Here is a 25,073-nt window from a genome sequence, read left to right as displayed (position 1 = left end):
GCTCCTTAAATGAGGTTCTTGGATTCGAGGAAGTCCACCAGGCGGGCCGCGGCGGTGGAGCTCGCGTCGATGATCTCGCCGCGCTCGCGCTCCGGGCGGCGCTCGATGCTGGTCATGATGGCGCGCGGGTGCGTGAAGTCCGCCGGGTCCACGCGGAGCTCGGCGAGGGTGACGGTGCGCAGTTCCTTCTTCTTCGCGGCCATCAGACCCTTAAAGTTGGGGTAGCGCGGGTCCGCGAATTCGTCGGCGACGGACACCACGGCCGGCAGCTGCGCTTCGAGCTGGGCGGTGGCGGCGTCGGAGGCCTGGGTGGCGCGCACGGTCCCGCCGTCGAGCGTGAGCTCGGTGAGGTTGGTCAGCACCGGCCAGTCCAACAGCTCGGCCATGAAGGGGGCGATGACACCGGTGCCGCCGTCGGACGATTCGGCGCCCGCGATGACGAGGTCGTAGCCCTGCTTCTCGACGAGCTTCGCCAACACCTCACCAGTCAACGTCGCATCCGCGCCGGTGAGCGCGTCGTCCGAGACGATGTAGGCCTCGCTCGCGCCCATGGCGATGCCGCGGCGCACCGAATCGGCGGAGGACTCCGGGCCGACGCTTAAGATCTCGACCTCGATGTTTTCGCCGGCTTCGGCGATGCGCAGCGCGGCCTCGACGGCGCGCTCGCTGACCTCGTCGGCGACGACGTCGCCGGAGCGGTCCGTCAAACCCGTCTCCAGGTTCATTTCGCGGTCACTGTACGTGTCCGGCACTTCTTTCAGCAGCACAGCAATGCGCACGGCCACTCCTTGCTCTTGAGCTCTCTGGGGTTCGCGATCGCTGTGCAGTGTAACGCACGGCTAAAAGTCGAATCCCCCGAAGTCGAAGCCGCCGCCGTCGCCGAACCCGCCGAAGCCCCCGAAGTCGCCGCCGGCATCGCCCATGTCACCCATGTCACCCATCTCGCCGGCGCCGTCCATGCCGTCGCCAAGCCCGCCGGCCTCAAACGCCTCTGCAGACGCCACGCCGGACATCCCCGCGAACATCGCGGAGTAGAACATCATGGAGCTTGCGGCCCACACGCCGGTCATCATCGCCGGGCCCCACCACGCGGTGGAGTACCAGCCGGCCGGCACCGGGCGGCCCGCGACGGCGCCGCCGGGGTAGTAGTGCGGCGTCTGCGCGGTGGCGTGCGGCGACGCCATGACCGGCGTGCCGTCCTCCTGCGTGACGGTGCGCTGCTCGGTCACACGACCTGCCTGGCGCTGGCCCTCCAGCTCCGGCAGCTGCGGGCCGGCGGGAAGCCCCATGATCTCGCGGGCCGCGTTGACGTAGTGCAGGCCCTCCAGCGCGGACTCGCGCGCGAGCATCGCCTGCTTGACGGAGCGTGCCTCGCTCAGCCCGGCGGATGCCGCGTTGAAGCGCTCGGAGGCGTCGGCCATCGCCTGCTGGGAGGCGGTGTCGTTGCCGGAGAGGTTCAGCACCTGCGAGCCCAAACGGTCGGTCCACCGTTTGGCGTCGGCGTACGCGTCGTCGAAAGACAGCTGCTGCTGCCTTGCCACCTGGCGCCGCGACTGGGGCATCTGCCGCTGCCCGCTCATGCTCGGCAACATCACCAACGCGCCGACCATCAAGAAAATGAGCAACAGGGTGAACATGACTCCTCCTAAAATTTCGTTCGTGTTTGGTTCAACGCATACGCCTGCGCTAAAGTTCCGCACAGCGCTGCAGATTTCGGCGCCTGGGAATGTCGTATAGTGGCTAATACCTCAGCCTTCCAAGCTGAAGACGCGGGTTCGATTCCCGTCATTCCCTCCACACAAGACACCGGTTCCGGTTGCGGGGCCGGTGTTTTTGTGCCCTCAATGCGGACGGTGATTGAAGCACCGCTACAATGACTGTCCTGAACTACACACGTTCAACGAATGTGGTTCATACCGTGCGGTTTTACCGCAACGGGGCGTGGCGCAGCTTGGTAGCGCACCTGCTTTGGGAGCAGGGGGTCGCAGGTTCAAATCCTGTCGCCCCGACCAAGGCGGGCCCGTGATTTCCGCGGGCCCGCCACATATAAACATCTGACAAACGTTGTTTCGATCTAGTACAGGAGAAATCCGTGAAGACTTCCGTCGACAAGCTCAGCGACACCCGCGTGAAGCTCAACGTCAGCGTGCCGTTCGACGAGCTGGGCAAGGAAATTGACCAGGCCTACAAGGCCATCGCCCAGCAGGTCAACATCCCGGGCTTCCGTCGTGGCAAGGCTCCGCGCCAGCTCATCGACGCTCGCTTCGGCCGCGGCCCGATCCTGGAGCAGGTCGTCAACGACATGCTGCCGACCCGCTACGAGCAGGCCCTGGCGGAAAACGAGATCAACCCGCTCGGCCAGCCGGAGATCGAGATCACCAAGATCGAGGACAACGACGTCGTCGAGTTCACCGCCGAGGTCGACGTGCGCCCGGAGATCGAGGTGCCGGACTTCTCCAAGATCTCCGTGAAGGTTCCGGAGCTCAAGCTTGACGACGAAGCAGTCGACGCCGAGCTGGACACCCTCCGTGAACGCTTTGGTGAGCTCAAGGACACCAAGCGCAAGCTGAAGACCGACGACTACGCCATCATCGACCTCGAGGCCACCGTCGACGGCGAGAAGCTCGACGATGCTTCCGCCGAGGGCCTGACCTACCGCGTCGGCGCCGACGACCTGATGAAGGGCCTGGACACCGCGCTGCGCGGTCTGAAAACCGGCGAGGACGCAGAGTTCGAGTCCGAGATCCAGTACGGCGAGCACAAGGGCGAGAAGGCCACCGTGAAGGTCACCGTCCAGCAGACCAAGGAGCGCAAGCTGCCGGAGCTCGACGACGACTTCGCGCAGATGGCGTCCGAGTTCGACACCGTCGAGGAGCTGCGCAACTCCACCCGCGAGCAGGTTGAGGAGAACGCCAAGGCCAAGCAGGCCGCGGACATCCGCGACGAGGTGCTCAAGGTCGCCCTGGCAGAGTCCACGTTCGCCCTGCCGGAGTCCGTGGTGGACGAGCAGGTGCACAACCAGCTCCACCAGCTGCTGGGCCAGATGGCCCACGACGAGAACGCGTTCGCCCAGCTGCTCGAGGCGCAGGGCACGACCCGCGAGGAGTTTGACAAGCAGTCCCGCGAGCAGGCCGAAGAGTCCGTGCGCACCCAGCTGTTCCTCGACGCTGTGGCCGAGCAGGAGCAGCCGGAGGTCTCCCAGCAGGAGCTGACCGACCACATCCTGTTCACCGCGCAGTCCTACGGCATGGACCCGAACCAGTTCGTGGCCCAGCTGCAGCAGTCCGGCCAGATTGCCAACCTGTTCTCCGACGTGCGCCGTGGCAAGGCTCTGGCCATCGCCATCTCCCGCACCCAGGTCGAGGACGAGGCCGGCAACAAGGTCGACCCGAACGAGTACTTCGGCGAGATCGAAGAGGACGAGGCTGAGGAGTCCGAGGAGAACTAAGCCGTTCTCTTAGCGGCCGGGGCGCGTTGGTGCCCCGGCCGCTTTTGTCATTCCTGCAGGATTGTTCACTCGGCCGGGCCGGTTTCGTGAACTTGTAGGCACTGGACGGGCAAATAGTTCACTTGGCCCAGGTCGCGCGTGACCCCGATGCAAGATGGTTCATCCGCCGGTGAACTATCCCGCACAACCACCCGCGCCAAGACGCTTCGCGGCAGAATCTGTCAGGCTGCCCCGATCGCCCCAGGTCGCCGCAAACGCCCGCCGTAATCTGTCAGGAACCGGCCGCCGGCCACCCCAAAACCGGTCCGAACCGGCCCCAAACTTCCGACCCGTACGCCGGTAGCGAACAGGCTCGGAGTTACAGAATCACCCGAGTAGGGTAGTGGCGTTACCGGATGAACTAGCAAAGGAGCGTCTGTTATGACTTCCCCGACCCAAGGCATGAACCTGGGAGACTCCGTTTATGAGCGTCTCCTCCGGGAGCGCATTATTTTCCTGGGCCAGCAGGTGGACGACGAGATCGCCAATAAGCTCTGCGCCCAGATTCTGCTGCTGTCGGCGGAGGATCCGACGCGCGACATCAACCTCTACATCAACTCGCCAGGCGGCTCCGTCACCGCCGGTATGGCGATTTACGACACGATGAAGTACTCCCCGTGCGACATCGCCACCTACGGCATGGGCCTGGCGGCGTCGATGGGCCAGTTCCTGCTCTCGGGCGGCACGAAGGGCAAGCGTTACGCCCTGCCGCACGCGCGGATTATGATGCACCAGCCGTCCGCGGGCGTCGGCGGCACGGCAGCCGACATCGCTATTCAGGCGGAGCAGTTCGCGGAGACGAAGCGCGAGATGGCGCAGCTCATCGCGGAGCACACGGGCCAGACCTTTGAGCAGATCACGAAGGATTCGGACCGCGACCGCTGGTTCAACGCTATGCAGGCGAAGGAGTACGGCATTGTGGACCACGTCATTGAGAATGCGGCCCAGGCCGGCGAGCACTCCATCGGCGAGAACTAAGGCACACGAGGAATTAAGGAGACACCCATTATGACTTTCCAGATGCCCAACTCCCGCTACGTGCTGCCGCAGTTTTTGGAGGAAACGAGCTTCGGCACGAAGCAGATCGACCCGTACGGCAAGCTCTTCGAAGAGCGCATCGTCTTCCTGGGCACCCAGGTGGATGACACGTCGGCGAACGACATTATGGCGCAGCTTCTGGTGCTGGAGTCCCAGGACCCGGACCGCGACATCACCATGTACATCAACTCCCCGGGCGGCTCGTTTACCGCGCTGATGGCTATCTACGACACGATGCAGTACGTCCGCCCGGATGTGCAGACTGTCTGCCTCGGCCAGGCCGCGTCGGCCGCCGCGGTGATCCTCGCCGCGGGTGCGCCGGGCAAGCGCGCCGCGCTGCCGAACTCGCGCGTGCTGATCCACCAGCCGGCGACCCAGGGCACCCAGGGCCAGGTGTCCGACCTGGAGATTCAGGCCGCGGAGATCGAGCGGATGCGCCGCCTCATGGAGGACACGCTCGCGCACCACACGGGCCGCACGTCGGAGCAGGTCCGCATTGACACGGACCGCGACAAGATCCTCACCGCCTCCGAGGCTGTAGAGTACGGGATCATCGACCAGGTCTTTGATTACCGCAAGCTCAACGGCTAAGAGCAAAGAGAAAACGCGCCCGGTTCACTTCCGGGCGCGTTTTGCTTTGCGACGACCTCCGGTTACTCCGCTTCCTCCCCGGATGCCGGGTCGCAGAATGCCACGGCGTTGCGGATGGCCTCCGGCGCAGTTTCGAAGTCTTCGCGCGCCCAGCAGACGCCGCCATCGTCGGTGGTGACGGGGTCGACGGAGACCCAGCCCTGGCCCTTGGCGGCCCAGTAGTAGTCCTGGCCGTCGGAGGTGACGGTGCGGGCCCATTCGCGGTCGCAGAAGGTGCTGTACTCCTGGTTGCCGGACGCCGCGCCCTGGGTGGGCCAGGCGCAGGTGGCGCCGGGGCGGTCGTCGACGATGGTTTCGCGCACCGGCTCCGGCTCACGCGCCGCGTTGTTGGAGTCGTTGGAGCTGCGCGACTCCGAGCGCTTGGAGCTGGACTTCGTTGAGGTGCGCGTGGACGACTTGGTCGACGAAGACGAGCTCGACGAGGACTTCTTCGTCGTGGTGGACGTGGAGGTGGTGGTTTCCTCATCCTCGTCGTCGTCCTCGGTGGGCGTCGGCGTCGGGGTGGCGGTGGTGCTGGTCTGCGGGAAGTCCAGCACCGGTTCTGCCAGGGGCTCTGCGTCCGCGCCGGAGTCGGAGCAACCGGCAAGCAGCGCGGCGGCGAGGGCGGCTGCGGCGAAGGCAGAAAGTGTGCGGCTGCGATTCACGGATCGGTTCCTTTCGGGGTGCTCAGCGTTGGGGCACCGGTGGGCACGATTGTTTAACGTGTACAGGCTAGCGGATTAGCTTCCAAGGAACCGCGTCAGTGCGGTGTTGAATTCTTCCGGGTTCTCTATGGCCACTTGGTGGGCGGCCGGGTCCACCACCACGGATTGGGACGGGCCGGCCACGCCTTCGGCGATCTCGGACAGCTTCTTGGGCGGGCAGGTCGGGTCGGACGCACCCGCGATGGTGAGCACCGGACAGGTGATCTTCCCCAGCTCGCCGGCGAAATCCCAGGTGGCAAGCGCGGCGCCGTTGTGGGCGTAGCCCTCGTCGTCGACGGAGTCGATCATGTCTGCCACGCGCTGCACCACCTCCGGGTGCTCCGCGCGGAAAGATTCTGTGAACCAGTTGCCCATCAGTGTGGGGGTCAGGCCGGAGGTGCCGTCATGAAGCGCGGTGTTTATCTTTTGCTCCCATGCCTCCTCACCGCCGAGGAAGGTGGCGGTGGCGGCGAAGACGGCCTTGTCCACGCAGCCGCTGTTCGCGGCGAGCCACTGCGCGATCGCGCCGCCGAGGGAGACGCCGACGACGCTGAAGCGCTCCACGCCGAGCTCGTCGAGTGCGGCGAGGACGTCGCGGCCGAGCGTGCCCACCTCCGTGGGGCGCTCGGAGGGCACGCCGGAGCCGCCGTGGCCGCGGTGGTCGACGGTGATCACGCGGTAGCCGGAAAGCGCGGGGATGACCTCGGACCACGCGTCAGAGGTGGTGGCGATGGAGCTGAGCAGCACCACCGCTTCGCCGTTGGGGGTGCCGAATTCTTGCGTGTGAAGAAACGTCATGGGCCCCATTTTCGCACGCGCGCGACAGTTGTGTCGGCGCGGCGGGTACGGTTTGACGCAAGCATTACACTCGGTGGGGATTGACCGAAGACGGGAGTAGATAGGCGCATATGGCAACTACGCACGACAGCGCGAACCTGCTCAAGTGCTCTTTCTGCGGGAAGAGTCAGCAGCAGGTGCGCAAGCTCATCGCCGGCGGCGGCGTCTACATCTGCGACGAGTGCATCGAGCTGTGCAACGAGATCATCGAGGAAGAGCTCGCCGGCGCGCAGAAATCCCAGGACGCGGACGACCCGGACCGCCTGCCGCGCCCGAGCGAGATCACGGCGTTTTTGGACGAGTACGTCATCGGACAGGACACCGCGAAGAAGACCCTGGCTGTGGCGGTGTACAACCACTACAAGCGCATCAAGGCCGAGACGTCCAACGTGTCCAGCCGCAAGCGCGACGAGGACGTGGAGATCGCCAAGTCCAACATCCTCCTGCTCGGCCCCACCGGCTCCGGCAAGACTTACCTGGCGCAGACGCTGGCGCGCATGCTCAATGTCCCGTTCGCCATCGCGGACGCCACCAGCCTCACCGAGGCCGGCTACGTCGGCGAGGACGTGGAGAACATCCTGCTGAAGCTGCTGCAGGCGGCGGATTTCGACGTCAACCGCGCCCAGCACGGCATCATCTACGTCGACGAGGTGGACAAGATCTCGCGCAAGTCCGAGAACCCGTCGATCACCCGCGACGTCTCCGGCGAGGGTGTGCAGCAGGCGCTGTTGAAGATCCTGGAGGGCACCACCGCGTCCGTGCCGCCGCAGGGCGGGCGCAAGCACCCGAACCAGGAGTTCATCCAGGTGGACACCACGAACATCCTGTTCATCGTCGCCGGCGCTTTCGCGGGCCTGGACAAGGTGGTCGCGGAGCGCGTGGGCAAGAAGGGCATCGGCTTCGGCGCGGAGATCGACTCGAAGGAGCAGCGCGACGAGGCGGACCTGCTCGCCCAGGTGCAGCCGGGCGATTTGGTCAAGTTCGGCCTGATCCCCGAGTTCATCGGCCGTCTGCCCATCCTCGCGCACGTGAACGACCTGGACCGTGATTCGATGAAGCGGGTGCTTACGGAGCCGAAGAACTCGCTGGTCAAGCAATACAAGCGACTGTTCGCCATGGACGGCGCGGAGCTGACTGTCACGGACGGGGCGCTCGGCGTGATCGCCGATAAGGCGGCGGAGCGCAAGACGGGCGCGCGCGGCCTGCGCGCGATCATGGAGGAGCTGCTCGTTCCCATCATGTACGAGCTGCCGGACCGCGAGAATGTCGCCGAGGTTGTCGTCGATGAGGCTGCGGCCCTCGGCGAGGGGGAGCCGAAGTACATCGAGGCCGAGGAACAGCAGTCTGCTTAGCGACGGGCCGTCACACGATCCAGCCCTCGTCGCCGTAGATGTCGAATAGTTCGTCCGGTTCCGCGTCCTCGGTGGGGGCGGGGGCGGCCTCGAGGTAGGACTCGTAGCCGGAATAGGAGATGTTGGAGGTCAGAAACGCCAGCACGGTGTCGATGACCATGCGGCGCATGCCGTCGACGTTGCGGCGGCTTTCTGTGTCTACACCGAAGACGTGCTTGGCGGTGGCGGCGTTGCCCACGCGGTAGAGGCACAGCGACGAGATCAGGGTGAGCAGGTCCACCGCGGTTATGCCGGGGCGGAACGCGCCGGCGTCCTGGCCGGCGAGCAGGAGACGCTCGGCGTGCAGGGTCACGTCGCGCACGCCGGCGAGCGCCGAGGCGTCTTCGGCTTCGATCGCCGGGTCCAGGTTTTCGCGCAGCACCAGGCGCACGGCATCGGGGTTGTGCAAAAACGCGTGGTAGAGCGCGTCGACGAAGCGGCGCATGCCTTCCACCGGCACGGCGTGCGAGCGGTTGAGGATGTTCTCCGGCGGCGCCAGCTGCTCGAGCGCGAGGCGCAGCGCCGCGGTGTAGAGGCCGCGCTTGTCGCCGAAGTGGTAGTGGATCATGCGCTTGGTCATGCCGGTCTTCTTGGCCAGCGTTTCCACCTTCGCACCGGAGTACCCCTTGCGGGCGAACGCGACCAGCGCTGCTCGGACCACCGTGTCGGGGGAGGGCGCGCCGGAAGTCGCGTCGTCGACAACGTCGGTCACGTCCGTCCCCTTTCTGCTCGAAATACCCCTCAATCGTGCACTAGATGTCCGCTCTCGGACGTATAGCGCTGAAATTCTGCCCCGGCTGGGGGTAAGTTACTGTGAGGCAACACACAAACCGTTTGAGCGAAGGAGCGAGACACATGACAAAGATTGTGGTCACCGGCGCCGCCGGCAACATCGCCTACTCCCTGCTGTGGCGCATCGCCGCCGGCGACGTGTTCGGCGACGAACCGGTGGACCTGACCCTGCTGGAAATCCCGGACGCAGTGCGCGCCGCCGAGGGCACCGCCATGGAGCTCGCCGATTCCGCCCTGCCGCTGGTGAACTCCATCGAGGTCACCGACGACGCCACGAAGGCCTTCGACGGTGCCGAGGCCGCCTTCCTGGTCGGCGCGAAGCCGCGCGGCAAGGGCGAGTCGCGGGCGGACATGCTCGCCGCCAACGGCAAGATCTTCATCGGCCAGGGCGAGGCCATCAATAACGGTGCGGCGGACAACGTCCGCGTGCTGGTGGTGGGCAACCCCGCCAACACCAACGCCTACATCGCCTCCAAGGCAGCGCCCGACGTGCCCAAGGACCGCTTCAACGCGCTGATGCGCCTGGACCACAACCGGGCGCAGTCGATGTTGGCGGACCGCGTGGGGTGCCCGTCGAGAAGCATTGAGCGCCTCGTGGTGTGGGGCAACCACTCCGACACCCAGTTCCCGGACATCACCTACGCCACGGCGGACGGTAAGCCGGTGGAGGTGGACCACGAGTGGTACACCGGCGAGTTCATCCCGCGCGTGGCCAAGCGCGGCGCCGAGATCATCAACGTGCGCGGCAAGTCCTCGGCCGCGTCCGCGGCGTCGGCGGCCGTGGACCACATGCGCGATTGGGTCCAGGGCACCGGGGAGCGGTGGGCGACGGTGGCGTTGCCGTCGACAGGCGAATACGGCGTCGACGTTGGCCTCGTCTTCGGCTTCCCGGCCGTAAGCGACGGCAGTTGGCAAGTCGTTGAGGGGCTCGAGCTTTCCGACGACCAAAGGACCCGCATCGACGCCAACATCGAGGCCCTGCGGGAGGAAGCCGCCATCGCCGACAAGCTGTTTTAGGGCGCTGGTTAAGATAGGGCGCGTGACTCAGAACGATCTTGCGAACGACCTGCCCAAGTCGTGGGAACCCAGCGCCCACGAACGCGACCTGTACGAAGGTTGGGTAGACGCCGGTTACTTCACGGCGGACCCGGCCTCGGACAAGCCCGCGTACTCGATCGTGCTGCCGCCGCCGAACGTGACCGGCCAGCTGCACATGGGCCACGCCCTCGACCACACGCTGATGGACTCCCTGGTGCGCCGCAAGCGCATGCAGGGCTACGAGGTGCTGTGGCTGCCGGGCATGGACCACGCCGGCATCGCCACCCAAACCAAGGTGGAAGCCAAGCTCAAGGCGGAGGAAGGCAAGGACCGCTACGACTACGGGCGCGAGGAGTTCATCGAGCGCGTGTGGGAGTGGAAGGAGCAGTACGGCGGCACGATCACCACGCAGATGCGCGCCATCGGCGACTCGGTGGACTGGTCGCGGGAGCGCTTCACGCTTGACGACGGCCTGTCGCGCGCCGTGCAAACCATCTTCAAGCAGCTCTACGATCGCGGCCTGGTCTACCGCGACTACCGCCTGGTCAACTGGTCGCCGGTGCTGGAAACCGCCGTCTCCGACATCGAGGTGGTGTATAAGGACGTCGAGGGCGAGTTCGTCTCCATCCGCTACGGCTCGCTGAACGACGACGAGCCGCACCTCGTTGTGGCCACCACCCGTGTGGAAACAATGCTTGGCGACGTCGCGATCGCCGTCCACCCCGACGACGAGCGCTACGCCGACCTGATCGGCCAGGTCTTCCCGCACCCGCTGCGCGAGGACCTGCAAATTGAGGTCATCGCGGACGACTACGTGGACATGGAACTGGGCACGGGTGCCGTGAAGATCACCCCGGCGCACGACCCGAACGACTACGAGATGGGCCTGCGCCACAACCTGGACATGCCGATCATCATGGACGAGAAGGGCCGCATCGCCGATACCGGCACCCGCTTCGACGGCATGACGCGCGAAGACGCCCGCGTGGCGGTGCGCGAGGCGCTGGCGGAGCAGGGCCGCATTGTCAAGGAGGTGCGCCCGTACGTGCACTCCGTGGGCCACTCGGAGCGCTCCGGCGAGCCGATCGAGCCGCGTTTGTCCCTGCAGTGGTTTGTCAAGGTCGACGAGCTGGCGAAAATGTCCGGCGACGCGGTGCGTTCTGGCGACACCAAGATCCACCCGGAGAGCATGGAGAAACGCTACTTCGATTGGGTGGACAACATGCACGACTGGACGATCTCGCGCCAGCTGTGGTGGGGCCACCGCATCCCGATTTGGTACGGCCCGGAGGACGAAAACGGCGAGCGCGACGTCGTCTGCGTCGGCCCCGATGAGGAGCCGCCGGCGGGCTACGAGCAGGATCCGGATGTGCTGGACACCTGGTTCTCTTCTGCCCTGTGGCCGTTTTCCACCATGGGCTGGCCGGAGAAGACCCCGGAGCTGGAGAAGTTCTTCCCCACCACCGTGCTGGTCACCGCCTACGACATCCTGTTCTTCTGGGTGGCGCGCATGATGATGTTCGGCACCTTCGCCGGCCAGGAAACCCCGGAGATCCTGGGGGAGGGCGCTGACGGCCGCCCGCAGATCCCGTTCGAGCACCTCTACCTGCACGGCCTGGTACGCGACGAAAAGGGCCGCAAGATGTCCAAGTCCCTGGGCAACGGCATCGACCCGATGGACTGGGTCGAGCAGTACGGCGCGGACGCGCTGCGCTTCGCCCTGGCCCGCGGCGCGAACCCGGGCGTGGATCTGCCGATCGGCGACGACCACGCCACCGCCGCCCGCAACTTCGCCACCAAGCTGTTCAACGCCACCAAGTTCGCGCTGATGAACGGCGCGCACGTCGGCGAGCTTCCGGCCCGCGAGACGCTCACGGACGCGGACCGCTGGATCCTGGACCGCGCCGAGGAAGTCCGCGCCAAGGTGGACGCCTACCTGGACGACTACCAGTTTGCCAAGGCCAACGAGCTGCTCTACCACTTCGCGTGGGACGAGCTGTGCGACTGGTACCTGGAGATCGCCAAGACCCAGATTCCACGGGACGGCGAGAGCGAGCAGGGGGAAACCGCCAAGGTCGTGCTCGGCCGCGTCCTCGACGTCGTGCTGCGCCTTTTGCACCCCACCATGCCGTTTGTCACCGAGGTGCTGTGGAAGGCGCTCACCGGCGAGGAGACCGTCACCATCGCGCCGTGGCCGACCGCGGACGACACCAACAGCGGCGCCGAGACCGACACGAAGGCCCGCACCCGCGTCGAGGACGCGATCAAGCTCATCACCGAGCTGCGCCGCTTCCGCTCCGACCAGGGCGTCAAGCCCTCGCAGAAGGTGCCGGCGCGCGTGGACTTCGCGTCCGCGGACCTGGCGGAGCTCGAAGACGTGGTCCGCCAGATTGCCAGGGTGGAGGAGCCGGGGGAGGACTTTAGTGCGTCGGCAAGCATTGAAATGCGCCTGAGCCAAGCCAACCTCGACGTCGCGTTGGACACCTCCGGCACCGTGGACGTCGCCGCCGAGCGCAAGCGCCTGGAAAAGGAGCTCGCCGCGGCGCAGAAGGAGCTGGACACCACCGGCGGCAAGCTCGCCAACGAGCAGTTCCTGGCCAACGCGCCGGAGCAGGTCGTGGAGAAGATCAAGGTCCGCCAGCAGGTCGCGCAGGAAGAGTTCGAGCGCGTCACCGCCCGCCTGGAACAGCTGCCGGAGGCCTAAGTGGCAGACAACGATTTCGAGCTGCCCGAACTTCCGGAGCAGTACGACATCCAGCAGACCGACACTGGCCTGACGCTCAACCTCGGCGCGCCGGGGGAGGGCAACGACACCGACGCGCTCGCCCCGCGCGGCGTGAGCGAGGAAGACCTCGTCGCGCTCGCGCAGGTGGAAGCGGAGCTCACCGCCCGCTGGCCGGAGACGGACATCGACCCGTCGCTGGAGCGCATCGAGCTGCTCATGGACTTTCTCGGCGAGCCGCAGAAGTCCTTCAAGGTCATCCACGTCGCCGGCACCAACGGCAAAACCTCCACGGTGCGGATGGCGGAGTCGCTGCTGCGCTCGTTCGGCAACCGCGTGGGCCGCACGACCAGCCCGCACCTGCAGTCCGTCACCGAGCGCATCGGCATCGACGGCGAGCCGATCCACCCGGCGGATTTCGTGCGCATCTACCGCGAAATCGAGCCGTACATCCAGATGGTGGACGAGCGCACCGGCGTGCCCATGAGCTACTTCGAGGTCATGGTGGGCCTCGCGTTCGCCGCGTTCGCGGATGCGCCTGTCGACGTCGCCGTGGTCGAAGTCGGCATGGGCGGCACCTGGGACGCCACCAACGTCGTCGACGCGGACGTGGACGTGATCATGCCCGTCGGCCTGGATCACACCACCTACCTGGGCGACACCATCGCCGAAATCGCCGGCGAGAAGGCCGGGATCATCCGCAGCGCGGACGCCGTGGCCGTGATCGGCCAGCAGGAACCGGACGCGATGCGCGTGATCCTGGAGCGCACCGTGGAAATCGGCGCGCCGGTGGCCCGCTTCGGCCAGGAGTTCGGCGTGGCCGCCTCCGAGGTGGCCGTGGGCGGGCAGACGCTCACGCTCAAAGGCCTGTCCGGCGAGTACGCCGACGTGTTCATCCCGCTGTCCGGCCCGCACCAGGCCCACAACGCTTCGGTGGCGCTGGCGGCGGTGGAGGCGTTCCTCGGCGCGTCGTCGGAACGCACGCTCGACGCGGACACCGTGCGCGAGGGCTTCGCCGCCACCACCTCGCCGGGCCGGCTGGAGCGCGTGCGCGCCACCCCGACCACCTTCATCGACGCCACCCACAACCCGCACGGCGCCCAGGCGCTCGCGGCGGCGCTGGAGCGCGACTTCGACTTCACGCGCCTGATCGGCGTGCTGGGCATCTTGGGCGACAAGGACGCCCGGGGCATCATGGAGGCGCTCGAGCCCGTGCTCACCGAGGTCGTGATCACGCAGAACAGCTCCCCGCGCGCCACGGACGCCTACGAACTGGCCGAAACCGCCCGCGAGGTTTTCGGCGACGAGCGCGTGCACGTCGAGGAGCACCTGCCGTCCGCCTACGAGCTCGCCGTGGAGCTGGCCGAAGAAGCGCTCGCTGAGGTGGGCGTGCAGTCCGGCTCCGGCGTGATTATCACCGGCTCGGTGGTCACCGCCGGCGAGGCCCGCGCCATGTTTGGAAAGGACCCGCAATGACACCCAAAAAGCAGCAGATGGGCCCGCTCGGCCCCGGCAAGGCGCCCGTCAAGGACCCGATGTCGGGGCTGACCGGCGTGCTCGCCGGCACGCTGATCATGGAGGCCATCACGGTCCTGCTCATCCTCACCGTCATCCTGAAAGTCGACGGCGGCGAGCACTGGACCACCTTCAACTGGGTCTACGTCACCGTCATCGGACTGGCGCATGTGGTGATGGCGTTCTTCCAGAAGAAGCCGGCCGCGCTGTGGATCGACCTGGCGCTGCAGATCCCGCTGATCTTCGGCTTCTTCATCCACTGGTCCGTCACGGCCGTGGGCATCATCTTCGGCATCGTCTGGTACTTCGTCATCCGCATGCGCTCCGAGATTGTCCAGCGCATGCGCGGCGGCTACCTCACCACCCAGCACTTGGGCACTTAAAGGTCCTTGCGCAAAATTTTGCCGGCGGCGTTGCGGGGGATCGCCTCCACGAACGCCACGGCGCGCACCTTTTTGTAGGCGGTCACGCGCGCCGCAACCCACTCCATCAATTGCGCCTCATCTAAAAGCCCTTGCTTTACGACGAAAGCCTTCGGCACGCCGCCGCGCTCGGCCACAGCCACATCATCGATCTGCGGGTGCGTGAGCATGAGCGCCTCGAGCTCGGCCGGGGCGATCTGGAACCCGTGGTACTTGAACACGTCTTTGGCGCGGTCCACGACCGTGACCGTGGCGTCCGGGTTCACCCGCGCGATGTCGCCGGTGCGCAGCCAGCCGCCGACGATGGCGTTGCGGGTGGCCTTAGGGTTGTGGAGGTAGCCGCGCATGACCTGGGGGCCGCGGACGTGCAGCTCGCCGTCGTGGCCGTCGGGAAGTTCAGCGCCGGTGCCTAAGTCCACCACGCGGAATTCGGTGTTGGGGATGGCGAAGCCGATGGTGCCCGGGTTGGATCTGCCGGCGATGCCGACATGGGTCACCGGCGAGGACTCGGTGGTGCCGTAGCCCTGCAGCATGACCGTGCCGAGGCGGTCCTCCACGCGGCGCGCCAGCGCCTCGTCCAAGGGGGCGGCGCCGCAGACCATGTGGGCGCAGGCGGCGAAATCGGCCGGGTCGATGGCAGGCGAGTTCGCCAGCGCCAGCGCGATCGGCGGAGCGATGAAGCTCAGCTCGATGGCGTACTCGCGGTGGGCGCGCGCGAACTCGGCGAGGTCGAAGCGCGCGGCGGTGAACACGTGCCGGCCCGCGGCCAGCGACGACAGCAGCAGCGTGTTCAGCCCGTAGATGTGGGAAAACGGCAGGGGAGCGGCCACGCGGGTGCCCGCGCCGATGCCGCTGGCGGCCAGCGCCGCGTTGAATTGCACCGCGTTGGCGGTAATCGAGTGATGCGTCAGCTCCACTCCCTTGGGCAGGCCGGTGGTGCCGGAGGAAAACGGGATGGCGGCCACCGAGTCCGGGTCGGCGGGCGCGAAGTCGTCGGCAGGGCCGGCGGCGAGATCGCCCGGCTCGACACGGTGGGTGGTGCCGGCGAGGGTGGCAAGGCGGGACGCTTCGGCGTCGATAAGCGAATGCCCCACAAGGCAGGCCGCCGCCCCCGTGCGCGAAACGGCGAGCAGGGCGACCGCGAAGTCGATGGAGTTGGGCAGGCGCAGCTCAACGACGCTTCCCGGCCCCACGCCGCGGCGACGCAGGCGGGTGGCGGCGGCGTCCGCGAGTGCGCCCAGCTCGTCGTAGGTGACGGTGCGGCCGGTGTCGTACTCCGTGACGGCGGGCAGGCCGCTGCGCGGGACCAGGCGATCGAGCGAAACATCAGGCAGCGCGACATCCGGCAGGGGAGAGCTGTGCACCATGGGCATCAAGGCTACGGTATGGCCCATGCGCATCGTGAGTTTCGCCCTGGCCGCCGTGTTCTCCATCGTCGCGGTGGTGGCCGTCTACACCACCCTGCCCGGGTGGGTGGGCACCGCGGCGATCATCGCCGCCGGGCTGTTTTTGGTGCTCGGGTTTTACGAGCAATACACGCGCCGCGAGGAGATTGCGCCCGAGCTTGACGACGAGCAGCGCGCCACCGTCAACCGCATGAAGGCGGAGGGCAACTTCCAGCTAGCGGTGCAGCAGGTGCAGCTGTGGTTCCGCAACACCACGCCGGAAGACGCGGCGCGCATCGTGCGCGAGGCGTAAATACGACTTTGGGGTAAGATTTTGGGCTATGACTGAACGTACTCTGATCCTGATCAAGCCCGACGGTGTTGCAAACGGCCACGTCGGCGACATCATCTCCCGCATCGAGCGCAAGGGCCTGAAGCTGGTGGAGCTGGACCTGCGCACCGCAGACCGCGAGACCGCTGAGAAGCACTACGCAGAGCACAAGGACAAGCCGTTCTTCGGCGAGTTGGTGGACTTCATCACCTCCGCTCCGCTGGTCGCCGGCATCGTCGAGGGCGAGCGCGCCATCGAGGCGTGGCGCCAGCTGGCCGGCGGCACCGACCCGGTTGCCAAGGCCACCCCGGGCACCATCCGCGGCGACTTCGCGCTGTCCGTGGCGGAGAACGTCGTCCACGGTTCCGACTCGCCGGAGTCCGCCGAGCGCGAGATCGGCATTTGGTTCCCGAACCTCTAAGTGCACGTAGCCAACACCGCAGCCACCCGGCTGCGGTGTTTTTCACGCCTTGGGCGGGGGGAATTAAAATCACGCGGGATCAATTGTTGTATAAATAGAGTCGCATGTAATCCGCATAGTGAGAAAGGGAGATGGTGGTGGCATCTCGCAGCGAACAGGCACGAGCGGTGGAGAAGCGCTCTGCGATCCTGGATGCGGCGATCGGTCTGCTGCTTTCGGAGGGACTCAAAGGGGTGACGCACCGCCAGGTCGCTGCGGCGGCGTCGGTGCCGGTGGGATCCATCGGCTACTACTACTCCACGCGCGACAAACTTGTGGCTACCTGCTTCGAACGGCTGGAGCAGGGCCGCCGTGACGCGTTCGAACGCGCAACCGCCGAGGGTGAGGCGTTGACAGACCCTGTGAACCTGGCGGAGGCGGCCGTCGCGGTGGTGACGTGCGGCCAGCCGGAGCGGGCGCGCGCCGTGATCTCAGCGTTTGTGGAGGCGCAGCGCGAAACCGGCGAGGTCGGCGACTTTGTCGGCCGCACCCTCAGCGAACTGAAGGAGCTCATCTCCCAGCTGCTGCAGCGCGCCGGCGTGGATTTCAACGCCGCGCGTGTGCTGCAGATCGTGGTGGGCACCGCACTGACTGAATCCCACGAGAACGCCCCCGTGGCCGCGGTGGCCGACCTTCTGCGACTGGCCGAGAAGTAAACACTGCCCCGCTGTGCCACAATGGGGAGCGCAAGCGCCGCGACGCGACGCTAGGAAACTTTCACATGTACCGCACCGTGGGGTTCGCCGCGCGGCCGCTTCGGCACCGTTTTGCCAGCGCCCGGCCCACCCCGGCGGGTTGCGGCTGAGCAAAATTGGAGAGTGACGCACATTGGCTGGTCACAAAAACATTTACGCCGAGTTCGACCGCTCCCAGCTGGCGGAGAAAACCCGCGTGTTCGCCCTGGCGAAGGCCCTCGGCGTGCCGTCGAAAGAGCTCGTCGTCGCGCTGTCGGAGCTCGGCGTGGTCAAGGTTGCGCAGTCCACGCTGACGCGCGCTGAGAGCGAGCAGCTTCTCGACGCCCTCGCGAACGCCGCCGCCACCGACACCACCGACGACGAGACCACCGACGATGCCGCGGATGAGAAGATCCGCCAGCGCGTGCGCAAGGACGTGGAAAACGAGATCCACCAGATCGAGGAAAAGGTCGAGGCGGACCTGCGCGAGGGCCCGCTGACCGACGTTGAGCCGGAGATCACCCCCGTGCCGGAGGAGACCACCAACCGCGCACCCGTCTTCAAGGCCCCGGAGCGCAAGCGCCGCCGCGCCACCCGCCAGGCTGCCCCGAGCGAGGAGAAGGAGCCCAAGCCTGACGACGAGGCTTCGCCGGAGGACGTCGATAAGCAAGAGCCCGAAGTCATCGAAGAGCCGAAGGCGATCAAGGGCTCCTCGCGCCTAGAGGCGCAGCGCCGCCGCCGCACCGAGAAGCGTGAGGAGCAGCGCAAACGCTCCCGCATTGTCAGCCAGGCGGAGTTTTTGGCGCGCCGCGAGTCCGTGGAGCGTCACATGGTGGTGCGCGAGCGCGACCGCCACGACGGCCACGGCAAGATCACCCAGGTCGGCGTGCTCGAGGACGGGCTGCTGGTGGAGCACTTTGTCACCGCCGAAAGCCAGTCCTCCATGATCGGCAACATCTACCTCGGTCGCGTGCAGAACGTGCTGTCCAGCATGGAGGCCGCGTTCATCGACATTGGGCAGGGCCGCAACGGCGTGCTCTACGCCTCCGAGGTGGACTGGAAATCCGCCGGGCTGGGCGGGCGTTCGCGCCGCATCGAGCAGGCGCTGAAATCCGGCGACCAGGTGCTGGTGCAGGTGACCAAGGACCCAGTCGGCCACAAGGGCGCGCGCCTGACCACCCAGATCTCGCTGGCCGGCCGCTACCTGGTGTACGTGCCGGGCGGCCGCAGCGCGGGCATCTCCCGCAAACTGCCGGCGCCGGAGCGCAAGCGCCTGAAGGAGATCCTGAACAACGTCGTGCCCGGCAAGGGCGGGGCGATCATCCGCACTGCAGCCGAGAACGTGCCGGAAGAGGCCATCGCGGCTGACGTGAATCGCCTGCACAACCAGTGGACCGCCATCCAGAACCAGGCGGAAAAGGAGAAAAGCTCCAAGGGCGCGAAGCCGGTCACCCTCTACGAGGAGCCGAACATCCTGGTCAAGGTCGTGCGCGACCTGTTCAACGAGGACTTTACGTCGCTCATCGTCGACGGGCGCAAGCCGTGGAACACCGTCCACGCCTACGTGCAGTCCGTCGCCCCGGACCTGCTGGACCGCCTGGAGAAGTTCGACCGCTCGAAGCACGACGGCAAGGACGCCTTCGAGGTCCACCGCATCGACGAGCAGCTGCAGAAGGCGCTGTCGCGCACCGTGTGGCTGCCGTCCGGCGGCACCCTGGTTATCGACCGCACCGAAGCCATGACCGTCATCGACGTCAACACCGGCAAATTCACCGGCTCCGGCGGCTCGCTGGAGGAGACGGTCACCTCCAACAACCTGGAGGCCGCCGAGGAGATCGTGCGCCAGATCCGCCTGCGCGACATCGGCGGCATGATCATCATCGACTTCATCGACATGATCCTGCCCGAAAACCAGGAGCTCGTGCTGCGCCGCCTGAACGAGGCGCTCGGCCGCGACCGCACCCGCCACCAGGTCTCCGAGGTCACCTCCCTGGGCCTGGTGCAGATGACACGCAAGCGCCTGGGCAACGGCCTGCTGGAGACCTTCTCCACCGAGTGCGAGTGCTGCGGCGGCCGCGGCATCATCGTCTCCGACGACCCCGTCGAGCACGACCCCTACTCCGAGCGCGGGCGCGAAGAACGCTCCAAGCGCCGTTCGCGTGACGACGAGCACCGCTCCTCCCGCGGCCGCAACAAGCCCGCCGAGGCGGAGCACGACACCGGGCGAGACTCGGGCCGCGACGAGCAGCCGTCGCGCGGTTCGCGCCGCTCCAAGCGCAAGCAACTCAACGAAGACGAGATGGACAACCTGCTCAACTCGATCTTCAGCGACGACAGCGACTCCGCTGACGCTGCGGATTCCGACGTCGACAACGACAGCTCCGAGCCGCGCCGCCGTTCCTCGCGCCGCCGCGGCCGCCGCGGAGGCAACCGTGGGCGCGGCCCCCAGACGGACCGGACGGACCAAATGGACGCGCAGGAGCAGCGCGACGAGCGCCCGGCGGACACGCAGGACACCCCGCAGCAGAGCTTCGAGGAGGCGGTGGACGAGTTCGACAACTCGCCGCGCCGCAAGCGCCGCACCCGCGGCAACTCCCGTTCGGATCACCGCCCGCGCCGCGAGGACTACCCGGATGCCGCCGAGGAGACCACCGCAGCAGCAGCCGACTCGGATGCCAAGAAGGTTGAGCCGGCAGAAAAGGAGAAGCCGGCGGCGGGCCGCCGGGGCCGCCGCCGCGCGGTGCGCAAGTCCAACGCCACGTCCGCCGCAGCCGCCAACGCCCGCGCGGCCGAGAAGGAAAGGCCGAAGAAGGAAGAGGGGCAGGCGGAGCGCCGTCGAGAAGCAAAGGCTTCTCCGCGGCGCGGACGCAGGCGCGCCACACGCCGCAGCAGCTAACGCGGTTTGGTAAAGCGCAAGGTGCCGGTGTAGTCTTGCCGAGTCGCTGTTTCGGGGCGTGCCGCCTCGTTGCCTACGCATGCGGGCACGGCAGGCTCACCATCGGCCCCGAAACGCTCAAACTGTTCCATTTCCGCCTCCGAGCATGCAGGGGGCGGGCGAGTAGAGATAAGGGGTAACCCTCTATGTACGCGATCGTCAAGACCGGCGGCAAGCAGTACAAGGTTGCCGAGGGCGACCTCGTCAAGGTCGAGAAGCTTGAGGGTGAAGCAGGCGACAAGGTCGAACTCACCCCGATCCTTCTCGTAGATGGCGCAGACGTCACCTCCGGCGCAGACGCACTGTCCAAGGTCAACGTGACCGCAGAGATCGTCGAGCACGGCAAGGGCAAGAAGGTCGACATTCTGAAGTACAAGAACAAGACCGGCTACAAGGTTCGCCAGGGCCACCGCCAGCAGCAGACCACCGTCAAGATCACCGGCATCAAGTAAACACATAGGAGAATTTGAACAATGGCACACAAGAAGGGTGCATCCAGCTCCTCGAACGGTCGTGACTCTGAGTCCAAGCGCCTCGGTGTGAAGCGCTTCGGTGGCCAGCAGGTCAAGGCCGGCGAGATCCTCGTCCGTCAGCGCGGCACCAAGTTCCACCCGGGCGACAACGTCGGCCGCGGTGGCGACGACACGCTGTTCGCACTGACCGCAGGCTCCGTCCAGTTCGGCATCAAGCGTAAGCGCCGCATCGTCAACATCGTCCCGGCCGACGGCCAGGGCGTCGCTTCCGAGGTCCTCGAGCAGGCCGAGGCAGCAGGCGTTGTCGACGAAGGCACCGCCGAAGAGGCAACCGCCACCGCGTAACCGCGAAGCGTAGGCGCCGCCGGTCCATTCGGGCCGACGGCGCTTTTTGCATATCATCGTCCGTGTCCTAAAGAAAGGCGGGAAAACCCACCATGGCCCAATTCGTTGATCGCGCAACCCTGCACCTGCAAGCAGGCGACGGCGGCCACGGCTGCGCGTCCGTCCACCGCGAGAAGTTCAAACCGCTCGGTGGCCCGGACGGCGGCAACGGCGGGCACGGCGGCGACATCGTGCTTGAGGTGTCCACCCAGGTCCACACCCTGCTGGACTTCCAGTACCGCCCGCACATCAAGTCGCAGCGCGGCGCGAACGGCGCCGGCGACTGGCGCAACGGCGCCCGCGGCGAAGATCTCGTGCTGGAGGTGCCGGTGGGCACGGTGGTGCGCAGCGAGGACGGCGAGGTGCTCGCGGATCTCACCGTCCCGGGCACCCGCTTCATCGCGGCCGAGGGCGGCTTCGGCGGCCTGGGCAACGCCGCCTTGGCGACGGCGAAGCGCAAAGCCCCCGGTTTCGCGCTGAAAGGCGAGCCGGGGGAGGCGCACGACCTGATCCTGGAGCTGAAGTCGATGGCGGATGTGGGCCTGGTCGGGTTCCCGTCGGCAGGCAAGTCGTCCCTCATTTCCGTGGTTTCTGCCGCGAAGCCGAAGATCGCGGACTACCCGTTCACCACGCTTGCGCCGAACCTGGGCGTGGTCAACGTCGGCCACGACACGTTCACCATCGCGGATGTGCCCGGCCTGATCCCGGGCGCGAGCGAAGGCAAAGGCCTCGGCCTGGATTTCCTGCGCCACATTGAGCGCACCGCGGTGCTCGCGCACATCGTTGATGTGGCGACGATGGAGCCGGGCCGCGACCCGATCTCCGACATCGAGGCCCTCGAGCATGAGCTGGACACCTACGCCGACGCCCTGGACATGGACTCCGGCCTTGGCGACCTGCGCGAGCGTCCCCGTCTGGTGGTGCTGAACAAGATGGACATCCCGGAGGCGAAGGAGCTCGCTGAGTTCCTGCGCGCGGACATCGAGGAGAAGTTCGGCTGGCCGGTGTACATGATCTCCACCGCCACCCGCGAAGGCCTGGACGAGCTGAAGTGGGCGCTGTGGGACATCGTCAAACGCACTCGCAAGCAGCGGCGCACGATGCCTATCGACGAGCCACAGGTCATCCGCCCCAAACTCATCGGCCGCCGCCACGACGATGGGGGCGTGGAGGTCGTGCGCGACCCCATGTACCCGGAAGGGTGGCTGGTCACCGGCGAGAAGGTGGAGCGTTGGGTGCGCCAGACGGACTTCGAAAACGACGAGGCCGTCGGCTACCTGTCGGACCGCCTGAACAAGGCAGGCGTGGAAGACATGCTTCGCAAGGCCGGCGCCCACGAGGGCGACACGGTGACCATCGGCGAGATCTCGTTCGACTGGGAACCGTCCATCGGCGGCGACCCGACGCTTGCCGGCCGCGGCCAGGACGCGCGCCTGGGCGGCACGGACCGCACTTCCGCGGCGGAGCGCAAGCGTGCGTCGCAGGCCCGCCGTGGGCTTATCGACGAGTACGACTACGGCACCGGCGAAGAAGCCGACCGCGAGCGCTGGCAGGGCTAGGGCCGCGGGTTAGCCACAGGCGTAGACTTTCCGCGTATGACAACGCTTCGCCAAACGATCGCCTCCGCCCGCCGCATTGTGGTCAAGCTAGGCACGAGTTCCCTGGTCAATGCCGCAGGCGAGCTGGATCCGGCGAAGATCGACCGCATCGTGGACGCTATTGAACACCGCATCGTGCGCGGTTCCGAAGTGGTCGTGGTTTCCTCGGGCGCCATCGCGGCGGGCATGGGGCCGCTGGGGCTGAAGGCACGCCCGCGCGATCTGGCCACCAAGCAGGCGGCCGCGTCGGTGGGGCAGATCCACCTCGCGCAGGTGTGGGGTGCCTCGTTTGCGCGCTACGGCCGCACGATCGGCCAGGTGCTGCTCACACAAAGCGACGCCGGGTCCCGCGAGCGCGCCCGCAACGCGCAGCGCACCATCGACCGGCTGCGGCAGATGGGGGCGGTGCCGATTGTCAACGAGAACGACACGGTGGCCACCTCCGAGATGCGCTTCGGCGACAACGACCGCCTCTCCGCCATCGTGGCCACCCTTGTGTCGGCGGATGCGCTGGTGCTGCTGTCGGATGTGGACGGCCTCTACGACAAAAACCCGTCCGATCCAGGGGCGAAGCTTCTCGACGAAGTCCGCTCCGGCAACGACCTCACCGACGTCGAAGCCGGCGACGGGGGTGTGTTCGGCACCGGCGGCATGGCGGCGAAGGTCTCGGCCGCGCGCCTAGCCACCCGCGGCGGCGTGCCGGTGCTGCTTACCGCCACGGAGAAGATCGAGGACGCGCTCGAAAACGCGCAGGTGGGCACCGTGTTCCACACTCGTCCGGAGAGCAAACTCAACGCCTGGAAGTTTTGGGCCCTCTACGCAGCGGACGCTGAGGGCGTGCTGCGCTTGGACAAGGGCGCCGTCGAGGCCGTGACCCGCGGCGGCACGAGCCTGCTCGCAGTGGGGATTACCGGGATCCAAGGCGAGTTCCATGCAGGCGACATTGTGGAGATCCTTGGGCCGGACTCCGAAGCTATTGGTCGCGGGGAAGTGGCGTACGACGCCGCGGAGCTTGCCACGATGTGCGGCCGCCACTCCGACGAGCTGCCCGAACACCAACGCCGCCCAGTCGTCCACGCCGACTACCTGAGCAACTACGCCTCCAGGTTGTAGGGGGTAGCCGTAAGTGAAGTTTCAGTGCACCTGGAGGGTGTGTTCAAGGGCGTCGATGAGTGTTCGCTTCTCATTCGGGCTTTGACCATTGAGGTAGTACTGCCAGTTTTGGGCAGGGTCCAGCGCATCGAGGAGTAGTGCGAGTTGCGCTCCTGTTTCGTATGGCATCCGGCCGGCGAGAAAGCCTTCGTCGAGCTGCCCTGACTGGTAGAACGGCACTATTTCTGAAAACGGCGCGTGTGCGGTGTTGTCGAAGTACATAGGTCCGAAGTCGTATCCGACGGCTTCGGAAGGAGGGAAACGCCAAGCTCAAACGATGTAAATCTTCCGAGTTGACGCGTCCCTCACTAGGCTAGGGGCACCCTTTGTCCTTGTAGGCATATAGCGGGGAGCGTACGTGCGCATAAGTTGACTCACGCCTACACAGCTTTGCTCTCGCTGTATGGCAACTTCGCTTTGACGCCTTCGACTACTTGCCTTTATGTTTGGCCTTCTTTTTAGCGGCACGGATCTGAAATTTCCGTTGCGCTTTCTCGCGCCGAGCGATCCGAGAAGCTTTCTTTTTGTTTGCGTTAGCTAATTCAAAATTTAATTTTGTTGCTTCTTGGGCTTTCGAGGACACCCCTGAGGTCTTGCGTTGCTCTTTATTGACTTTCCGCTGCAGGCGTTTGGGATTTCCTCGCTGTGGCTCTTCAATAGCGCCAGGTATAGGTACGGAACGATGGGCCCGTTTGACTAGGGAAGAACCATTGACGAGCAGCCACTCATAAAGTTCGGCGTTATTAGGCTCTGGGCCGAAAACTACTCGGACGGCGCGGAGTTGGTTGTTACTGGAAGTCTCGTAGACTCCGCACCAAAACTGACCATCGTGAAAAAGGGTGAATTGAGCAGGCAAAGTTGTCTCCAGGTACGCTAAAGCGGACCTGACGACGCTGGATTCCTTAGCTCTAATGAGCGCAAGAGCTAAAGCGACGGATAGAACTGGCTAGTGCTATCGCTCAGACTTCCTACTGAGACTGTGCGTTTCGCGCATCAGGATCTTACGGGAGGTAACACTAACACACCCTGATGTTTAGACCACGTGTTTAGTAACGGTGTGGTGAGTTTCGGGTAACGCCCGGGTGAGTATCGAGTAACACCCGGG

24 protein-coding genes and 2 tRNA genes are annotated in these 25,073 nt (G+C 66.2%); 18 read left to right on the top strand and 8 right to left on the bottom strand.

Features of this window, described 5'->3' with window-relative positions; all coding sequences use genetic code 11:
* Positions 1-5: 5 nt before the first annotated feature.
* Positions 6-779: an electron transfer flavoprotein subunit beta/FixA family protein gene (locus tag H0193_RS05655; RefSeq protein ID WP_181888947.1), complete on the bottom strand. Its 774-nt coding sequence runs from the start codon at positions 777-779 to the stop codon at positions 6-8.
* 60 nt (positions 780-839) lie between these two features.
* Entirely contained in the window at positions 840-1,637 is a 798-nt protein-coding gene (locus H0193_RS05650) for a DUF1542 domain-containing protein (protein ID WP_181888946.1), read from the bottom strand.
* An 85-nt stretch (positions 1,638-1,722) separates the two neighbouring features.
* Between H0193_RS05650 and H0193_RS05645 the strand changes: the two genes are divergently transcribed.
* The 5 genes from H0193_RS05645 to H0193_RS05625 all read left to right on the top strand — a co-directional run bounded on the left by H0193_RS05645 (position 1,723) and on the right by H0193_RS05625 (position 5,116).
* A tRNA-Gly gene (locus H0193_RS05645) sits at positions 1,723-1,797 on the top strand.
* Positions 1,798-1,935: 138 nt separating this feature from the next.
* Positions 1,936-2,012 (top strand) — tRNA-Pro (locus H0193_RS05640).
* 80 nt (positions 2,013-2,092) lie between these two features.
* Complete coding sequence (gene tig / locus H0193_RS05635; RefSeq protein WP_181888945.1) at positions 2,093-3,448, top strand: trigger factor; 1,356 nt, start codon at positions 2,093-2,095, stop codon at positions 3,446-3,448.
* A 420-nt stretch (positions 3,449-3,868) separates the two neighbouring features.
* On the top strand, positions 3,869-4,465 hold the full coding sequence (locus H0193_RS05630; RefSeq protein WP_181888944.1) for an ATP-dependent Clp protease proteolytic subunit: 597 nt from the start codon (positions 3,869-3,871) through the stop codon (positions 4,463-4,465).
* Positions 4,466-4,495: 30 nt separating this feature from the next.
* Complete coding sequence (locus H0193_RS05625; protein ID WP_181888943.1) at positions 4,496-5,116, top strand: ATP-dependent Clp protease proteolytic subunit; 621 nt, start codon at positions 4,496-4,498, stop codon at positions 5,114-5,116.
* A gap of 62 nt (positions 5,117-5,178) precedes the next feature.
* On the opposite strand, the gene H0193_RS05620 is transcribed toward H0193_RS05625, so the two are convergent.
* Both H0193_RS05620 and H0193_RS05615 read right to left on the bottom strand, forming a co-directional pair.
* Positions 5,179-5,820: a hypothetical protein gene (locus H0193_RS05620; protein ID WP_181888942.1), complete on the bottom strand. Its 642-nt coding sequence runs from the start codon at positions 5,818-5,820 to the stop codon at positions 5,179-5,181.
* Between the two features lie 75 nt (positions 5,821-5,895).
* Positions 5,896-6,657 carry an alpha/beta fold hydrolase gene (locus H0193_RS05615; RefSeq protein ID WP_236883419.1) on the bottom strand — a complete coding sequence of 254 codons (762 nt, stop codon included), beginning with the start codon at positions 6,655-6,657 and terminating at the stop codon, positions 5,896-5,898.
* A gap of 110 nt (positions 6,658-6,767) precedes the next feature.
* Between H0193_RS05615 and clpX the strand changes: the two genes are divergently transcribed.
* Complete coding sequence (gene clpX, locus H0193_RS05610) at positions 6,768-8,048, top strand: ATP-dependent Clp protease ATP-binding subunit ClpX (RefSeq protein ID WP_181888940.1); 1,281 nt, start codon at positions 6,768-6,770, stop codon at positions 8,046-8,048.
* Between the two features lie 10 nt (positions 8,049-8,058).
* On the opposite strand, the gene H0193_RS05605 is transcribed toward clpX, so the two are convergent.
* Positions 8,059-8,799: a TetR/AcrR family transcriptional regulator gene (locus H0193_RS05605; protein WP_338026604.1), complete on the bottom strand. Its 741-nt coding sequence runs from the start codon at positions 8,797-8,799 to the stop codon at positions 8,059-8,061.
* Positions 8,800-8,942: 143 nt separating this feature from the next.
* On the opposite strand from H0193_RS05605, the gene H0193_RS05600 reads away from it, so the two are divergent.
* The 4 genes from H0193_RS05600 to H0193_RS05585 are packed head-to-tail and all read left to right on the top strand — an operon-like array spanning position 8,943 to position 14,537.
* Positions 8,943-9,896, top strand: coding sequence for a malate dehydrogenase (locus H0193_RS05600; protein WP_181888938.1), 954 nt, complete (start codon positions 8,943-8,945; stop codon positions 9,894-9,896).
* A 22-nt stretch (positions 9,897-9,918) separates the two neighbouring features.
* Positions 9,919-12,621, top strand: coding sequence for a valine--tRNA ligase (locus H0193_RS05595; protein WP_181888937.1), 2,703 nt, complete (start codon positions 9,919-9,921; stop codon positions 12,619-12,621).
* Positions 12,622-14,115, top strand: coding sequence for a bifunctional tetrahydrofolate synthase/dihydrofolate synthase (folC, locus tag H0193_RS05590; RefSeq protein WP_338026603.1), 1,494 nt, complete (start codon positions 12,622-12,624; stop codon positions 14,113-14,115).
* Entirely contained in the window at positions 14,112-14,537 is a 426-nt protein-coding gene (locus H0193_RS05585; RefSeq protein WP_181888936.1) for a DUF4233 domain-containing protein, read from the top strand. The genes folC and H0193_RS05585 overlap by 4 nt, the downstream gene beginning before the upstream one ends.
* Here H0193_RS05585 and H0193_RS05580 read toward each other — a convergent pair.
* On the bottom strand, positions 14,534-15,949 hold the full coding sequence (locus H0193_RS05580; RefSeq protein WP_236883418.1) for an AMP-binding protein: 1,416 nt from the start codon (positions 15,947-15,949) through the stop codon (positions 14,534-14,536). The two genes, H0193_RS05585 and H0193_RS05580, sit on opposite strands and share 4 nt — an antisense overlap.
* A 19-nt stretch (positions 15,950-15,968) precedes the next feature.
* Here H0193_RS05580 and H0193_RS05575 point away from each other — a divergent pair, with 19 nt between their 5' ends.
* The 8 genes from H0193_RS05575 to proB all read left to right on the top strand — a co-directional run bounded on the left by H0193_RS05575 (position 15,969) and on the right by proB (position 23,929).
* Positions 15,969-16,274 carry a hypothetical protein gene (locus H0193_RS05575; protein ID WP_181888935.1) on the top strand — a complete coding sequence of 102 codons (306 nt, stop codon included), beginning with the start codon at positions 15,969-15,971 and terminating at the stop codon, positions 16,272-16,274.
* A 28-nt stretch (positions 16,275-16,302) separates the two neighbouring features.
* Positions 16,303-16,713, top strand: a complete 411-nt coding sequence (ndk, locus tag H0193_RS05570) for a nucleoside-diphosphate kinase (RefSeq protein ID WP_034998207.1) — start codon at positions 16,303-16,305, stop codon at positions 16,711-16,713.
* Between the two features lie 137 nt (positions 16,714-16,850).
* Positions 16,851-17,408: a TetR family transcriptional regulator gene (locus H0193_RS05565; RefSeq protein ID WP_181888934.1), complete on the top strand. Its 558-nt coding sequence runs from the start codon at positions 16,851-16,853 to the stop codon at positions 17,406-17,408.
* 172 nt (positions 17,409-17,580) lie between these two features.
* Positions 17,581-20,322 carry a translation initiation factor IF-2 N-terminal domain-containing protein gene (locus H0193_RS05560; RefSeq protein ID WP_181888933.1) on the top strand — a complete coding sequence of 914 codons (2,742 nt, stop codon included), beginning with the start codon at positions 17,581-17,583 and terminating at the stop codon, positions 20,320-20,322.
* A 185-nt stretch (positions 20,323-20,507) separates the two neighbouring features.
* The gene (gene rplU, locus H0193_RS05555; protein WP_181888932.1) at positions 20,508-20,813 is read left to right on the top strand and encodes a 50S ribosomal protein L21; all 306 of its coding nucleotides are present in this window, start codon (positions 20,508-20,510) and stop codon (positions 20,811-20,813) included.
* Positions 20,814-20,834: 21 nt separating this feature from the next.
* Positions 20,835-21,179, top strand: coding sequence for a 50S ribosomal protein L27 (gene rpmA / locus H0193_RS05550; protein ID WP_181888931.1), 345 nt, complete (start codon positions 20,835-20,837; stop codon positions 21,177-21,179).
* Positions 21,180-21,271: 92 nt separating this feature from the next.
* Complete coding sequence (gene obgE / locus H0193_RS05545; RefSeq protein WP_181888930.1) at positions 21,272-22,777, top strand: GTPase ObgE; 1,506 nt, start codon at positions 21,272-21,274, stop codon at positions 22,775-22,777.
* 36 nt (positions 22,778-22,813) lie between these two features.
* Positions 22,814-23,929 carry a glutamate 5-kinase gene (proB, locus tag H0193_RS05540; RefSeq protein ID WP_181888929.1) on the top strand — a complete coding sequence of 372 codons (1,116 nt, stop codon included), beginning with the start codon at positions 22,814-22,816 and terminating at the stop codon, positions 23,927-23,929.
* A gap of 21 nt (positions 23,930-23,950) precedes the next feature.
* On the opposite strand, the gene H0193_RS05535 is transcribed toward proB, so the two are convergent.
* Together H0193_RS05535 and H0193_RS05530 are read right to left on the bottom strand one after the other, a co-directional pair.
* Positions 23,951-24,190, bottom strand: coding sequence for a hypothetical protein (locus tag H0193_RS05535; protein WP_181888928.1), 240 nt, complete (start codon positions 24,188-24,190; stop codon positions 23,951-23,953).
* 208 nt (positions 24,191-24,398) lie between these two features.
* Positions 24,399-24,824: a YjdF family protein gene (locus H0193_RS05530; protein ID WP_236883416.1), complete on the bottom strand. Its 426-nt coding sequence runs from the start codon at positions 24,822-24,824 to the stop codon at positions 24,399-24,401.
* Between the last annotated feature and the right edge of the window lie 249 nt (positions 24,825-25,073).

The sequence above is a fragment of the Corynebacterium haematomassiliense genome (assembly GCF_013978595.1).
GTDB lineage: Bacteria > Actinomycetota > Actinomycetes > Mycobacteriales > Mycobacteriaceae > Corynebacterium > Corynebacterium lehmanniae.
The sequence above is the reverse complement of the archived record's forward strand: the minus strand, read 5'-3'. Positions and strand labels throughout refer to the sequence as shown.

What these genes read in the sequence shown, in the direction of transcription:
- rpmA (WP_181888931.1), top strand. Translation starts at nt 20,835, where the DNA reads ATGGCACACAAGAAGGGTGCATCCAGCTCCTCGAACGGTCGTGACTCT.
- H0193_RS05585 (WP_181888936.1), top strand. Translation starts at nt 14,112, where the DNA reads ATGACACCCAAAAAGCAGCAGATGGGCCCGCTCGGCCCCGGCAAGGCG.
- H0193_RS05630 (WP_181888944.1), top strand. Translation starts at nt 3,869, where the DNA reads ATGACTTCCCCGACCCAAGGCATGAACCTGGGAGACTCCGTTTATGAG.
- H0193_RS05580 (WP_236883418.1), bottom strand. Translation starts at nt 15,949, where the DNA reads ATGCCCATGGTGCACAGCTCTCCCCTGCCGGATGTCGCGCTGCCTGAT.
- H0193_RS05600 (WP_181888938.1), top strand. Translation starts at nt 8,943, where the DNA reads ATGACAAAGATTGTGGTCACCGGCGCCGCCGGCAACATCGCCTACTCC.
- clpX (WP_181888940.1), top strand. Translation starts at nt 6,768, where the DNA reads ATGGCAACTACGCACGACAGCGCGAACCTGCTCAAGTGCTCTTTCTGC.
- ndk (WP_034998207.1), top strand. Translation starts at nt 16,303, where the DNA reads ATGACTGAACGTACTCTGATCCTGATCAAGCCCGACGGTGTTGCAAAC.
- H0193_RS05575 (WP_181888935.1), top strand. Translation starts at nt 15,969, where the DNA reads ATGCGCATCGTGAGTTTCGCCCTGGCCGCCGTGTTCTCCATCGTCGCG.
- proB (WP_181888929.1), top strand. Translation starts at nt 22,814, where the DNA reads ATGACAACGCTTCGCCAAACGATCGCCTCCGCCCGCCGCATTGTGGTC.
- rplU (WP_181888932.1), top strand. Translation starts at nt 20,508, where the DNA reads ATGTACGCGATCGTCAAGACCGGCGGCAAGCAGTACAAGGTTGCCGAG.
- H0193_RS05535 (WP_181888928.1), bottom strand. Translation starts at nt 24,190, where the DNA reads ATGTACTTCGACAACACCGCACACGCGCCGTTTTCAGAAATAGTGCCG.
- H0193_RS05615 (WP_236883419.1), bottom strand. Translation starts at nt 6,657, where the DNA reads ATGACGTTTCTTCACACGCAAGAATTCGGCACCCCCAACGGCGAAGCG.
- obgE (WP_181888930.1), top strand. Translation starts at nt 21,272, where the DNA reads ATGGCCCAATTCGTTGATCGCGCAACCCTGCACCTGCAAGCAGGCGAC.
- H0193_RS05650 (WP_181888946.1), bottom strand. Translation starts at nt 1,637, where the DNA reads ATGTTCACCCTGTTGCTCATTTTCTTGATGGTCGGCGCGTTGGTGATG.
- H0193_RS05625 (WP_181888943.1), top strand. Translation starts at nt 4,496, where the DNA reads ATGACTTTCCAGATGCCCAACTCCCGCTACGTGCTGCCGCAGTTTTTG.